At 44.0% G+C, this 13,861-nt stretch carries 12 protein-coding genes; 9 read left to right on the plus strand and 3 right to left on the minus strand.

Annotation, left to right across the window (positions count from 1 at the left end):
• Nucleotides 1-4 precede the first annotated feature (4 nt).
• The gene (gene trmB, locus ACDJ58_RS07395) at nt 5-754 is read left to right on the plus strand and encodes a tRNA (guanosine(46)-N7)-methyltransferase TrmB (RefSeq protein ID WP_413376794.1); all 750 of its coding nucleotides are present in this window, start codon (nt 5-7) and stop codon (nt 752-754) included.
• Nucleotides 755-839: 85 nt separating this feature from the next.
• Here trmB and ACDJ58_RS07400 read toward each other — a convergent pair whose 3' ends face one another.
• Nucleotides 840-3,086, minus strand: coding sequence for an AraC family transcriptional regulator (locus ACDJ58_RS07400; protein ID WP_413376796.1), 2,247 nt, complete (start codon nt 3,084-3,086; stop codon nt 840-842).
• Nucleotides 3,087-3,485: 399 nt separating this feature from the next.
• Here ACDJ58_RS07400 and ACDJ58_RS07405 point away from each other — a divergent pair, with 399 nt between their 5' ends.
• The 3 genes from ACDJ58_RS07405 to ACDJ58_RS07415 all read left to right on the plus strand — a co-directional run bounded on the left by ACDJ58_RS07405 (nt 3,486) and on the right by ACDJ58_RS07415 (nt 6,981).
• Nucleotides 3,486-4,391, plus strand: a complete 906-nt coding sequence (locus tag ACDJ58_RS07405; RefSeq protein ID WP_076289941.1) for an ABC transporter permease — start codon at nt 3,486-3,488, stop codon at nt 4,389-4,391.
• A gap of 89 nt (nt 4,392-4,480) precedes the next feature.
• Entirely contained in the window at nt 4,481-5,320 is an 840-nt protein-coding gene (locus ACDJ58_RS07410; RefSeq protein WP_413379537.1) for a carbohydrate ABC transporter permease, read from the plus strand.
• A 107-nt stretch (nt 5,321-5,427) separates the two neighbouring features.
• Entirely contained in the window at nt 5,428-6,981 is a 1,554-nt protein-coding gene (locus ACDJ58_RS07415; protein WP_413376798.1) for an ABC transporter substrate-binding protein, read from the plus strand.
• Nucleotides 6,982-7,064: 83 nt separating this feature from the next.
• On the opposite strand, the gene ACDJ58_RS07420 is transcribed toward ACDJ58_RS07415, so the two are convergent.
• Both ACDJ58_RS07420 and ACDJ58_RS07425 read right to left on the minus strand, forming a co-directional pair.
• Nucleotides 7,065-8,213 carry an MGDG synthase family glycosyltransferase gene (locus ACDJ58_RS07420; protein WP_413376800.1) on the minus strand — a complete coding sequence of 383 codons (1,149 nt, stop codon included), beginning with the start codon at nt 8,211-8,213 and terminating at the stop codon, nt 7,065-7,067.
• A 50-nt stretch (nt 8,214-8,263) separates the two neighbouring features.
• Nucleotides 8,264-8,791 (minus strand): phosphatase PAP2 family protein, encoded by a 528-nt coding sequence (locus ACDJ58_RS07425; RefSeq protein WP_109999523.1) that lies wholly within the window; start codon nt 8,789-8,791, stop codon nt 8,264-8,266.
• Nucleotides 8,792-9,503: 712 nt separating this feature from the next.
• Between ACDJ58_RS07425 and ACDJ58_RS07430 the strand changes: the two genes are divergently transcribed.
• The 5 genes from ACDJ58_RS07430 (at nt 9,504) to ACDJ58_RS07450 (ending at nt 13,829) form a co-directional block, all read left to right on the plus strand.
• Nucleotides 9,504-10,742: a glycosyltransferase family 2 protein gene (locus ACDJ58_RS07430; protein WP_413376802.1), complete on the plus strand. Its 1,239-nt coding sequence runs from the start codon at nt 9,504-9,506 to the stop codon at nt 10,740-10,742.
• A gap of 310 nt (nt 10,743-11,052) precedes the next feature.
• Nucleotides 11,053-11,547 (plus strand): translation initiation factor IF-3, encoded by a 495-nt coding sequence (infC, locus tag ACDJ58_RS07435; RefSeq protein ID WP_024628309.1) that lies wholly within the window; start codon nt 11,053-11,055, stop codon nt 11,545-11,547.
• A 24-nt stretch (nt 11,548-11,571) separates the two neighbouring features.
• Nucleotides 11,572-11,772, plus strand: a complete 201-nt coding sequence (gene rpmI / locus ACDJ58_RS07440) for a 50S ribosomal protein L35 (RefSeq protein ID WP_062320217.1) — start codon at nt 11,572-11,574, stop codon at nt 11,770-11,772.
• Between the two features lie 77 nt (nt 11,773-11,849).
• Entirely contained in the window at nt 11,850-12,209 is a 360-nt protein-coding gene (gene rplT / locus ACDJ58_RS07445) for a 50S ribosomal protein L20 (RefSeq protein WP_017689664.1), read from the plus strand.
• A 579-nt stretch (nt 12,210-12,788) separates the two neighbouring features.
• Nucleotides 12,789-13,829 carry a BMP family lipoprotein gene (locus ACDJ58_RS07450; protein WP_413376805.1) on the plus strand — a complete coding sequence of 347 codons (1,041 nt, stop codon included), beginning with the start codon at nt 12,789-12,791 and terminating at the stop codon, nt 13,827-13,829.
• The last annotated feature ends 32 nt before the right edge of the window (nt 13,830-13,861 follow it).

A 13,861-nucleotide genomic window follows, 5' to 3' on the forward strand; every position in this document is an offset into this window, starting at 1 on the left:
TAAGATGCGTTTACGTGGCAGAAAAGGGATTCGGGAAAATCTGGAGCAACAAGTTGATCTCGTTGTTCTTGATCCCAAACAGTACAAAGGAAAATGGTCTGAACTGTTTGGCAATGACCATCCGATCTTTGTGGAATTTGGCATGGGTAAAGGTCAATTTATCAGCCAAATGAGTTATAAATATCCGGAATTTAATTTTATCGGTATTGATATGTACGACGAGCTGGTGCGTCGTGCCAGTGAGAAGGCCCGCAATGCATGGAGTCAGGCAGAAGTGGAAACACCGCCCAACCTGAAGCTGGCGCTGGCCAATATCGAACAGATTGAAGATGTATTTGAACCGGAAGAACTGGAACGGATTTATCTGAACTTCAGCGATCCTTGGCCGAAAGCCAAGCATGCACGTCGTCGTTTGACACATCCACGTTTCCTGAAGAAATATACGGAACTGCTTAACACAAAAGGACAGATTCATTTCAAAACAGATTCGGAGACATTGTTTGATTTCTCTCTCAATGCGATTGCCGACTTTGGTCTGCAAATGACCAATTTGTCCCTGAACCTGCACCGCGATGGATTGAATGAAGAGCATGTCATGACAGAGTATGAGCAGAAATTCATGGGCAAAGGCATGAACATTCACCGGGTTGAAGTCATCGTTGGTGAAGAGGCTTTGCGCGAGTATCAACAAATCCGCTTGGACAAGTATAAAGTTCGGGAAGCTACGGACGAGTCTGGCGAAGATCAAGAGTAATATTATAAAAAAGCGTGATATACATCTGGCTACCAGACTCTCATATCACGCTTTTTTTGCTATTTTCGATGAACTAAACCTCATGCTAAAGCTCCGAATGAAGCTCCTTACGCCGATAATCGTTGGGAGTGACCCCGTTGAATTTTTTAAACATCCGATAGAAATAAGAACTGTTGGTGAATCCGGTTTGCTCGGCAATATCAGCTACGGAGTTTTCTGTCTCAATGAGCAGATATTGCGCTTTGGCTATGCGGGTCTCGTTAATGACATCGGTTAGTCCTTTTAACGTTAGTTGTTTATAGAGTCTACTGACATAGATGGGTGACATGGCTAGTTCATCCGCAATTGAGGTCAGACAAAGATTGGTGTTTGCGTAATCTCGTTCAATAATGCAGTTAATTTTGCGAATGAGTTCTTCATGTTTGAGCGTTCGTTTTTCCTCTACTTTGGATCCAAGCTCATCGAACATGCGGTAGAAGTGTGCGTGAACTTCACTGAGATCCTCAGCATCATGGATCGGCAGCATTGAACGGTCGGAGATGGATTCAAGTGTAAGCTGGTTGTTCTTTTTGAGTGTGTTTCTCACATGATTTAGAGTCATGGTCAGATGGGATAGAGCCAGTTGAAATACGGTAAATGGATATGTTGCCGTTTCGCTCACGATGTCTGCATAGACCTGTTTGGCTTCGCCTGTCTTGCCTGTCATCAGGCAATCAATCAACTGTCTCTCTTTTCCAACAGGGAAAGCATACTCTTTGGCATGGTACGCCATGATGTCCGAGGTATAAATCAGGCAGCCCGGACCCATGAACAAACGATGAAGCGATGCTTCTGCTGATCGGGTATAAGAAGCAATACTGTTTTCCAGTGAATCTTCCGCTGGCCCGATAGTAAATGAAATGGAACATCTTAGATGTGTCATCACGGCAGCCTGCATCATGCACAACAGCTCCTCAATGGAGCTATACTCATAATCAGCTTCTTCTTGAATTTTATCATTAAAGATAAGTGTGATCAGATCGCCGCCCATATCCACAGCTTCGGTGTAGTAGTAGAGGTCAGCCGTTTCCGTGCAAATGTTCATCATTGCATATTTTATAAGTTGGACTTCATCCCGGTAGGTATCGCTGAAATCGGTAAAATGATCAATACGAAGCAGTACCAGTCTGGTTAGACGATGAACATCAACAGAAGAGCCATAGAACTTCATTCGTTCCTCCAGCATGCCTCCGGTTACCGTTTCCCGTCCTTGCAAAGCCCCGCGCAGAAAGTCCTGTCGCAAAAGATGCAGACTGCCACGACGCTCCGCTTCCATCACACGCATACGGACAAGCACTTTATCAATGGGATGATATAGCTTCCGGGACACGAGGTAGGATAAGAGCACTCCCGCAATTAATAGCCCAAGACAAAACAGAACAGTGTGTGTTCGCATATTACGAATATCTGCTGTAATCAGGTCATAAGGCGTGATTCGTACATAGCGCCACCCGAGATTGTCAGGAGCGGTGTAGGTAATAAGTGACTTTTTTCCATCAACCTCTGCGGTAAAGTAGGCGGACTGCTCCTTGTTTTCCAGGATTGGCTGCATAAACGTTTCATTGGACAAATCTTTCATCAGCGCACGATTGCTGAAATCGGACAATAACTGTCCCTGTTCATTGATAATAAACGTTTTCCCTGGCTGATCGACTGAGTTCATATTGGGGCTGAGCCAGTCGTCCTTAATATTTACGACAACCGCATAATTCAGTGTGGCATTGTCATTGATCGTGTCATAACAGAGGTACGTATAGCTGCTGACCTGAGTTTCCTCGGTCGAGCCAACTTGGTATGTACGCGGAATGGGGACAAAAGGCTTGTAGTCATGGAACCTGTCGAGGATACTTGTAATCCCTTGATCGTCAATTTCAGAAATGGACTGTTGTCCATTGCGAACTTCATTGGAGCTGATAAAGAACTCATCATTTTTGGAGTTATATACATAGATGGATTCGATAAAAGGGAGGGACATGCGATAGTTGTCGAGTTGTTCCATCGCTGACGTAATTTCATAGATACTCGGATTCGAATAGAGCAGCAGGGCAGAGATGGTGTAATCCTGATAAATCTGATAAGACAGTGATTTGGCGGTCTCGGTCATCTTGGAGACTTCCCGACTGGTCTGGGTAAGACTATTCATATCTGTTCGGTAGACCTGGCGAAGGGCAATACGATTATAGTTGACGTACAAAATGGTAGAAGCCACAAGCAAGGTGGCAACGGTGCTAACAATTATGCCGATGAGAATCCGTGCAAACACCTTCTGACTGTCCTCTGAACGTTTACGCATGACCTTTCCTCCCGTGGGCCTCCTGTTTTGGATGAACAAAGTTAGACTTCATAGCGAAGGATAAGACTTCATATATGGGCGTGGTGAATCACGGATGTATCTTGAATTATATATTATGTATGCGTTTACATCAACGAAGAACGGCTGCTATGCCCGATTTCCTTAGCTAAAGTTCAACTTTCGCTGTATTGTTCACTAGGTTCAACCTATGCACGATATCAACTTTTGTGAACGCTCAGGCTTCATTTCAGTGTTCGTTCATATTGTTCATATTCCGTTTCGCAGAATCGTTCATGATCCGGCCGGATGATTCAGTATCCGGTAGCGCTTAGGGCAACTACAATAAAAACAGAGCTCCACTGCGCGCCGCGCCGTAAGAAAATCGGGAGGGATCGAGCCATGCTCAAAGAATTGAACAAAAATAAAATTATGTTCCTGATGCTGCTGCCTACACTGATCTTTTTTCTGATTAACTCGTATTTTCCGATGGTCGGCATCTATTATGCGTTTACCCGCTATGATTTTGAAGGTGGTTTGTTCGGCAGCCCATTTGTGGGACTGGAGAACTTCAAGTTTCTTTGGCAATCAGGAATGCTGCTGAAGCTGACAACCAACACAGTGGGGTACAATCTGGCCTTCATTATATTGGGAAACGGGCTAGCGATCTTCTGTGCGATTTTGCTCAGTGAAATTCGAGGAAAAGTGTTTAAGAAAATTACGCAGTCGGTCATGTTTTTACCTTATTTCATCTCGTTTGTACTATTAAGTGTAATCGCTTACAACATGTTTAACTATGAATCTGGTTTCGTGAACACGGTACTCAAACGTTTCGAGGCGGGGCCTATTGATATTTACAACACACCCTGGATATGGGTGTTCCTGATCATCATTTTTTATCTGTGGAAAAATCTTGGGTACAGCATGGTCATCTACCTTGCAGCCATTACAGGTATCAGCGATGAGTATTACGAGGCCGCCCGGATTGACGGGGCCAATATCTTTCAGCGCATTTGGTACATCACCGTACCGATGCTAAAACCGACCTTTGTCATCCTGTTGTTATTCTCGCTCGGGAGCATTATGAAGGGACAGTTTGATCTCTTTTACCAACTCATTGGAAACAACGGTGTCTTATATAACGCTACAGATATCATCGATACGTATGTGTATCGTTCTCTGAAAGTGACGTTTGATATCGGAATGGCTACCGCGGCGGGTCTGTATCAATCGCTGTTCGGTTTTATCCTGATCATGACCGTGAACTATATCATCCGTAAAGTGAATGAGGACTACGCCTTGTTCTAATACGCCTATAGGCAGAAGGGAGACCCACTATGCACACGCGTACCCGAGATACAGAATTCACCTTGTTGTTTCAAATCATCGCTTACAGCATGATCCTGATTCTTTCCTTAATCTGTATCATTCCATTTCTTTTGATTTTATCCGGCTCATTCAGCAGCAGCGAATCCATTGTAAGAGATGGGTATCACCTCTTTCCAACCAATTTTTCCTTGGAAGGTTACAAGATGGTGTTCAAATTTCCGACCCAGGTGCTCAAAGCTTATGGCGTGACGGTCTTTACAACCGTTGTGGGTACGGCCCTTGGACTATTTCTCATTACGATGGCGGGATTTGTACTGCAACGCAAAGATTTCAAGTACCGGAACGCTTTCTCATTTTTCATCTACTTTACAACCCTCTTTGGCGGGGGATTGGTTCCTTGGTACATCATGCTTGCAAATTATTTCAATCTTACGGACACGTATACGGTGTTGATTTTTCCGGGACTGATGACGCCTTTTCTCATTATCCTAATGAAAAACTTCATTCGTTCAGCCGTTCCGGATGAGCTTATTGAGTCAGCTAAAATCGATGGAGCGAATGATTTCCGCATTTACTTTAGCGTAGTACTGAAACTGGCGATGCCCGGCATTGCCACTGTAGGGTTATTTCTGGCACTGGGGTATTGGAATGACTGGTTCACGTCATCCTTGTTCATTAACAACCCGGATATGTACCAGCTGCAATTCTATTTGTATAACACCATGAACACGATTACCTTCATTGACCAGATGGCGATTGGTACCGGCATAACTCTTAGCCAGGATGTACCTACCGAATCGACCAAAATGGCAATGGCTATTGTGGTTACTGGCCCCATCTTGTTCCTGTATCCATTTGTGCAGCGGTACTTTGTCAAGGGTCTTACCATTGGTGCGGTGAAAGGTTAGAACGTGCACGCGCTGTGGGTGCAGATGGCGGGATAACTGTCTATCCGTCTGCGTCTGAATCATGGCGAGTCTGCGCTAACATATAAGGTTGACCACAAAAAGGGAGGATGCGTATGCGTAACAAAACAATTCGGCACCTGTCTATGGTACTTGCCCTGATGTTGTTTGCCGGGGTGCTTGCCGCATGTAATAACGGTTCGGGGGGATCTGCGCAAGGAAGTGAGCAGGGAGGTTCTTCTGAAAACAAAGGGGAGAAGGTAACACTGCAATTCTACATGCTTGGTGATGCCCCCAAGGATCTGCCTGCGATTGAGTCGGAAATCAACAAGCTGGCTGAGGCAGATCTGAACGTCAATGTGAAATTTAACTATACCTCCTGGACAGACTGGGACCAGAAATACAAACTGCTGCTGTCCTCCGGTCAACCGATTGATCTGATCTTTACCGCGGATTGGACGTTCTACCAGTCTTATGCGAAAAAAGGAGCATTCCTGCCTCTGGATGAACTACTGCCTAAGGCAGCACCAACGCTCAAAGCTTATGTACCTGATGACATGTGGAACGCGGTAAAAGTTAACGACAAGATCTATACTGTACCATCGACATGGACTGAATATGTTACTGAGGGTATTGCGTACCGTGAGGATTTGCGTGAGAAGTACAATCTGCCCAAACCGGAATCTCTGGAGACACTCGAAGCCTATCTGGAGGGAATCAAAGCCAATGAACCGAATATGATTCCAATCGCGGATAGCAATGCGAACCATACCCATGGTATTCGACAATTGACATCCAAGCTGGTGAATACGGCAGGTCAGCTCCCTTATGGTCTGGATATCATGTATGATACACCATCCAATATCAATTCCTACTGGGGATCTGCACAGCATCTGGAAGACCTGAAAACGTACAAACGTTGGATGGACAAAGGCTTTTTCCCGAAAAACGTGCTGAATGTAAAGGATACGTCCAACTCATTGCTTCAAAATGGCAAATCGGCTGTTGTACTGTCGGGTGAGAATCCGAACAAATTTAATGCGGATGTGATCAAGGTCCAGTCCACTCACCCGGATTGGAAGCTCGGTTATTTCCCTTACCCGAATGCAAAAGGGGTTGCACAACCAGTTCACCCGATCCACAATGGTTTTGCAATTCCACGCAGCAGCAAAAACCCGGAGAAAGCACTCGCATTCTACGAGAAACTGGTTACCGACAAACGTTACAACTGGCTTACCGAATATGGTGTGGAAGGCAAAAACTTTGAAGTTCAAGACGGTTATTATAAAATGGTGGGCGATGCCCAGACCAATGGGTTCCCGCGTGAAGGCATGAATGGCTGGGCTTGGCGTAACCCGGAATTCATGCTCTATGATAAGAGCTTTGATGATGTGCTGGCTATTTTCAAAGAGCTGGATAAAATGAAAAAGCCGGATATCTTTACCGGATTTGCTGAGGATTGGACGCCATACCAAGCTGAGAAAGCTGCACTGGAGCAGGTAGAGAAGCAGTATCTCTATCCGTTGAATGTGGGATTGGTGGAGGATGTAGAAGCGGGTCTGAATACATTTATGGAAAAAGCCAAACAGGCGGGCCTTGAGAAGATTCAGAGTGAGTATACCAAGCAGTGGCAGGATTACTTGAAGTCTGCTGGTATTCAATAGTTTGCACTTTTCTTCATATTAAAAAAAGGTGCCTTCGATTCGAAGGCACCTTTACTGTGTACATGCGGGCTTGTTTGAAGCCGTCACAGTCTGGCTTGGTCTGCCGAGTAGGGACGCAGGTCCAGAAGGTCGATAATACTCTGTGCGCTCTGCATGGGGTGATACTTGGCAATCTGCGCCATGTGACGTTTGCGTTTGCGAACAATGTCAGGGTAGTTATGAAGCAGTTTATTCATCCATTTTACAACAACGTCAAGGGAAGTAATGGGTTCCCCCAAACCTCGTGCGGTGAAATACTGAACATTTTCTTCTTCCTGGCCCGGTATGGGATTATGGAACAACATGGGGATTCCCTTTGCCAACCCTTCACTGCATGTCATTCCGCCCGGCTTGGTGATCAGGAGGTCAGATACTTCCATTAATTTGTCCACTTCATTGGTGTACCCGATGATATGGATATTATCTTTTTGATACAACGGATTTTGTTCCATGCTGATTCGGCTTTTGTCATTGCGGCCAAGACAGAAAATAATCTGAACATCCTCATGCCAGCGTGTCAATAATTGGTTAACCACTTCATCACTAAGCATTCCCCAGCCACCGCCCATCACAAGCACAGTAGGCATGTTCTTTAAATTGAATTTGCCTCGGATCTCCTCCCGCCCGGGATGTTCCCAGAAGTTGGGGTGGATCGGAATGCCAGTAACCCGAATTTTGTCTAAAGATACACCTCGCAGCATTAATTTGGACTTTACCTCATCTGTAGAAACAAGATACAGGTCCACTTCTGGGCTAATCCATGTCCCGTGGGCGTCATAATCGGTGATGACTGTACAAAGTGGAACCTGCACACCCAGACGTTTCAGTCTGGATATGACAGCACTGGGAATTGGGTGGGTGCATACAATAACATTCGGACGAAGCTGACGCACAATACTGCGTGTATGGGTATAAAACAGTTTATGCAACGCGAGTGTAGTCAGCCGGTTCAAGGATTTTTTATATTGGTGCCTGTATACATACCCGATGAGCTTGGGCTGATTAATGACCGTTTTTTTGTACGCTGTAATAATGAGTGGCGCAACTCTGGGGTTCAGAAAACTTCCCAGCTCAAGCACTTTGGTTTGCACATTCGGCGAAAGTTTTCGCAAACTGCTGGACAGCGCATAAGCGGCTTGAGTATGACCAGCGCCAAAGCCTTCAGATAATAGTAATACTCTTTTTTTCTCCACGCTTGCTTCACCTGTTCCTGCTAGGTTTTCCTTAGTCTAACATATTCACATTATGTCCATAAAGCAACTGTTGCAAGTGCGACTAAAGTACCGATAGTAGCGCCTGCGAGCACATCTGAGGGATAGTGTAACCCCAGGTAAATTCGTGAAAATCCGACAATTAATGCAACAGGGAGTAACAACAGCAATAGGAACGGCTCCATTGCCATAAAAGGAACCGTAACCGAGAATACCGCAGTAGTATGCCCTGAAGGGAACGAATGGTCCGTCAGGGGGTTGCGGAACGTAATCGTATCCGGTAGGGCCAGATAAGGCCGAATGCGCGGATACAGTTTTTTGGCGATTGCTACGGGAATGTGGCTAACGGCCAGAGCGATGCATGCCTGAAGTCCTGTTGTACTCCAAGGAGCGGGAGCCAGTAGCCAGATTAGTAAGGATACTGCAATAGAAGAAGTTGCTCCGCCCAGATGGGTGAAATAATACAGCCAAAAGTTCATAAATCGATTATGAAGTCGACCATTAATCCACATAAATACATTTCGATCATACTCTTGAAACTTTACGAATAAACGGCTCATATTGGCCTCCTGCCAGTCAGGCCCCATGTTGGCGGCAGTATTTCCGGTAAATTGCTGTGTCCGGTTTCGTCCTGATTAGTATATAACCGTTTTTTCGTGAACTTGAGGTTATTTCAGGTATATGTTTATCATATTTTTAAATGTTGTCCTTTTCAAGAAGAACACATGTGAAGAAAGTAAAATTCATGTTAAAGAGTGGATATACACCCAACTTAACTTTTTGACTCGGACGATCTAAAAAAGATACAATGATTCAACATGGCTGAAATGTGGTTAAAAAAATGTGAGTTTAAGACTGAACTTTTTGAGGTCTGTTTACGTTATTTGATATAGAGCCTCTGTCGATATGTATCAGCCTGATGAAAAAAGCAGGGACTTTAGAAATAAAAATCAAGTAAACGGCTGAAAATAAGATATAACAGGCATGAATGCGAGGTTGGAGTATCACGAGGTGCCTATTCAGCGTTTAAAGTTCACATTTCTGCTTCAGGAAGTGGAATTGCGGTTTTGACAAATGGCTGAAAAGAATACAAAATCGATAAAGCAGCCAACTGGCATCAACCATGCTTGAATCATTGTCTGAAATATTTGCGTAGTAAACCAAAGAACAGGGTCATATTCTGCGCATCACAAAAAAATAAAAAGTGCAGAATCCAGGAAGAGAAACGTTTTAAGTAATCTGGTTTTGAAAAAAAGGGGGTAACAGAGAACGATGTTGGACGCTATATTCGTCACGATGCAGGTCATTCTGGCACTGCTAGCCGTGTACCAATTCACGTTTTCGCTGTTCGGTCTGATTAAGAAAAAGAAAAAGAAACATTATCCGGCGACAAAATCATTCGCTGTACTCGTCGCAGCACACAATGAGGAACAAGTTATTGGTGCCTTGATGGAGAACCTGAAACAATTGGATTACCCGGAAGATCTGTATGATGTGTTTGTCATTTGTGACAACTGTACGGATGGAACGGCTCAAATTGTAAGACAGCATGGATTGAATGCTTGTGTACGTACGAATGCTGATCTCAGAGGTAAAGGGTATGCCATCGAATGGATGCTTAAATACTTGTGGAAATTGCCACGTCAGTATGACGGGGTTGTCATGTTTGACGCGGATAACCTGGTTGACCGTAACTTCTTGCTCGAGATGAATGACGACTTGTGCAATGGTTCGCGTGTAATTCAAGGATACATTGATACCAAAAATCCGGAGGATTCCTGGATCACTGCAGCATATGGCGTATCTTACTGGTACATCAACCGTCTGTGGCAGTTGTCCCGTCATAATCTGAATATGGCGAATTTCCTCGGAGGTACTGGAATGTGCTTCGAGACCAACCTGCTCAAGGAAATTGGTTGGGGCGCTACAAGTCTGGTTGAGGATTTGGAGTTTACGATGCGCAGTGTTCAGCGTAATGTATATCCTGTCTTTAACTATGATGCCAAAGTATTTGATGAGAAGCCATTAACCTTTAAAGCTTCAGCAAGACAACGTCTTCGCTGGATGCAAGGTCACTTTACGGTTGCGCGTAGATATTTCTTCCCACTGCTGTGGCAGAGTATCAAGGAAAGAAGCTTGGTGAAATTTGACCTTGCTGTGTATGGAGCAAACGTGTACGTTGTTTTGCTTACGTTCCTGATGACAGCTGTCCTGTGGGTGGATACAGCGATATTCAGTGGTCCTCATATCGCAAACATATACGGGTACTTCCCGCTTTGGGTAGGATTCCTAGCGATTGGTCTGAACGTCCTGACATTCTTGTTGTCCATGGCGCTGGAAAAGGTTACGTTTGCCAAAGTGTATCTGTACCTGATCTTGTTCCCGATTTACCTTCTTTCATGGTATCCAATTACGTTCTACGCGTTCTTCACGCAGAACAACAAACAATGGAGCCATACCCAACATACACGTGTTGTACGTTTGGATGAGGTGCAGAGTAAACAGGGATAATGAATGGTCGACTGGGGTGAAAGCATGTCTGTAAAAAACATTGGAGAGAGGTTGACAATGGTTTTGCAGGATGTTATAGTATTCAAGTGCGTTAAATGAATAGCTATGGAATCACAAGTAGAAGTCCGACTTCTCACCTGATCAACAAACATGTTGGCTGGTCAACGATCCCAATAATTTATGAAGTGTATACTCATGAAGAATTGTGTTGATTACAGGGATGTCGGTAGCTTAACCGGCATCCCTTTTATTTTTGTGTAACAGGATATTCAAAATGACCTGGAGGTGGACGGTTATTAGTAAAGATCACATGATTAATGATGAGATTCGGGCGAAGGAAGTACGCCTTGTCGGAGCTGAAGGAGAACAAATTGGGATCACGCCGATTCGGGAAGCACTGCAAATGGCGATTGACCTGAACTTGGACCTGGTCAATGTGGCACCACAGGCTAAACCGCCGGTATGCCGCATCATGGACTATGGCAAATTCCGCTATGAGCAACAAAAGAAAGACAAAGAAGCCCGTAAGAACCAGAAAATTGTTGACATTAAAGAAGTATGGTTCCGTTCCAATATTGAGGAGCATGATTATCAAACGAAGCTTCGTAATGTAGTTAAGTTCTTGAAAGAAGGCGACAAGGTAAAATGTTCCGTTCGTTACCGCGGACGTGAAATTGCGCATGCCGCCATTGGTCAACGGATTTTGGAACGCGTTAAGGTGGAGGTTGCAGAACTTTGCACCATCGAACGTCAACCAAAATTGGAAGGCCGCAGTATGATCATGATTCTGGCTCCTAAAGCCTGATAACATTGGAGGAGGAAACACAAAATGCCTAAAATGAAAACACACAGCAGTTTGAAAGGACGCTTCAAAATTACCGGTTCCGGTAAAGTCCTGCGTTACAAAGCTCACAAAAACCACTTGCTTTCCCACAAATCAAAACGTGCTAAGCGCGTTCTGAACGGCAACCCAGTTATGGCTGCCGGGGACGTAAGACGTTTGAAACAAGGTCTGGCTAACTTGAAATAGTAAATCCGTATGGGGGATCGGCTTAGGCCGTACACATACCACGGATACATTTAATATTTATTGGGAGGTTCTTTAATATGGCAAGAGTAAAAGGCGGTTTTGTAGTACGTCGTCGTCATAAAAAGGTTTTGAAACTGGCAAGAGGTTATTTCGGTTCCAAACACCGTATTTTTAAAACAGCTAACGAGCAAGTAATGAAATCCCTGGTATACGCATATCGTGACCGTCGCAACACAAAACGTAACTTCCGCAGACTGTGGATCGTTCGTATCAATGCTGCAGCACGTATGAATGGTTTGTCTTACAACAAACTGATCCATGGATTGAAACTTGCTGGAGTAGACATGAACCGCAAAATGTTGGCTGATCTGGCCGTTAACGACATCAATGCGTTCAACTCTTTGGCTACTGTAGCTAAAGGCAAAATCAACGCTTAAAATTGTTTATGCAAGCCGCCGTACCTATGGCGGCTTTTTTTACGGCTTAAAGAGTGATCTACTCCAAAGAGTGGGGTTGTAGGAAACGAATATGCTGCAGCCTGTAAGGACACAATGAAAGCATGTAACGGGTGAATAACAGCCTGTGATAATACATAAAATACGAACGATGAAATAATGCAAATGAAAACAGGTGAGTTCCACATCTTTCTAGGAATAATGATAAGTTTTTGTTATATAACATCACATCGTTGTAACGTTAGTGTGTTAAATCGTTAAAATATTAAGCGCTTTCAATAAAAAAAGAGCAAAAATAAGTGAGATTTGGTGATGAAACATCTGGATTTTACCACGGGTTGAATGTATAATCACCTCTAGTAGGCTAGTCCTAAAATTTTCTCTTCAAGTCATAATGTTCGGTTTTTCGACAGGTGACACAATCGTTAAGGGGTAAGAATGCGCTTTTAATGTCGAAGAAACCATACATTCTGCATAAAAGCCATATTATCGATCTGTTGATCCGTTCCATTTTGGCCTGGACTGAAATTAGGTATATATCATTAAGGGGGAACAAGAGAAATGAAAAAGATGCTCAGCTTGTCTTTGGTCATGTTGCTGGCAGTATCGGTTATGCTCGCAGGTTGCGGTAGCAAACCGAAAGAGGAAACAAATGCCGGAGGAACTACAGGTGGCGAAAACACTGAAGCTAAATCCGATTTGAAAATCGGTATGGTTACTGACGTGGGTGGAGTTAACGACAAATCGTTTAACCAATCCGCTTGGGAAGCGCTGCAAGCAACTGAAACTGAAACAGGTGTAGCTGTTAAATACCTGCAAAGTAAATCCGATGAAGAGTACATTCCAAACCTGAACGAGTTCGTTAAAGGTGGATATGATCTGACTTGGGGTATCGGTTTCCAATTGGCTGATGCGATCAAGACTGTAGCTGAACAAAATCCTGATTCCAAACTCGCGATCATCGACAGTGTTGTTGATGTTCCTAACGTTAAATCGGTAACATTTGCTGAAGAAGAAGGTTCTTACTTGGTAGGTGTTGTAGCTGGTCTGACAACTAAATCGAACAAAATTGGTTTTGTTGGCGGTATGGAAAGCCCACTGATCAAAAAGTTTGAAGTAGGTTTCAGAGAAGGGGTTAAAGCTGTTAATCCTAATGCTGAGTTCATTTCCAACTACACAGGTGCATTTGATAAGCCTGACCTGGGTAAAGCAGCAGCAACAACACTCTACAACAAAGGCGTAGATATCATTTTCCACGCTTCCGGTGCTACTGGTAATGGTGTGTTCAAAGAAGCAATCGCTCGTAAGGAACAAGGTCAAGACGTTTGGGTTATCGGTGTAGATAAAGACCAATCCCTGGAGTTTGGTGATGATGTAACACTGACTTCTATGATCAAAAAAGTTGACGAAGCTGTTAAGCGCGTAAACCAAGAAATCATCGATGGAACATTCAAAGGCGGAGCTGAGAATCTGACTTTGAAAGAAAACGGTGTAGGTATCGCTGATACTTCTACGAAAAATGTTTCTGCTGATACACTTGCAAAAGTGGACGAGTACAAAGAAAAAATCATCAACGGCGAAATCAAAGTTCCTACAGAGTAATCTGATTCTGCCTGTAAAAATGAATAATCATC

Origin of the sequence: Paenibacillus taichungensis (assembly GCF_047302525.1) — a bacterium.
In the GTDB taxonomy this organism is placed as follows: domain Bacteria; phylum Bacillota; class Bacilli; order Paenibacillales; family Paenibacillaceae; genus Paenibacillus; species Paenibacillus taichungensis_B.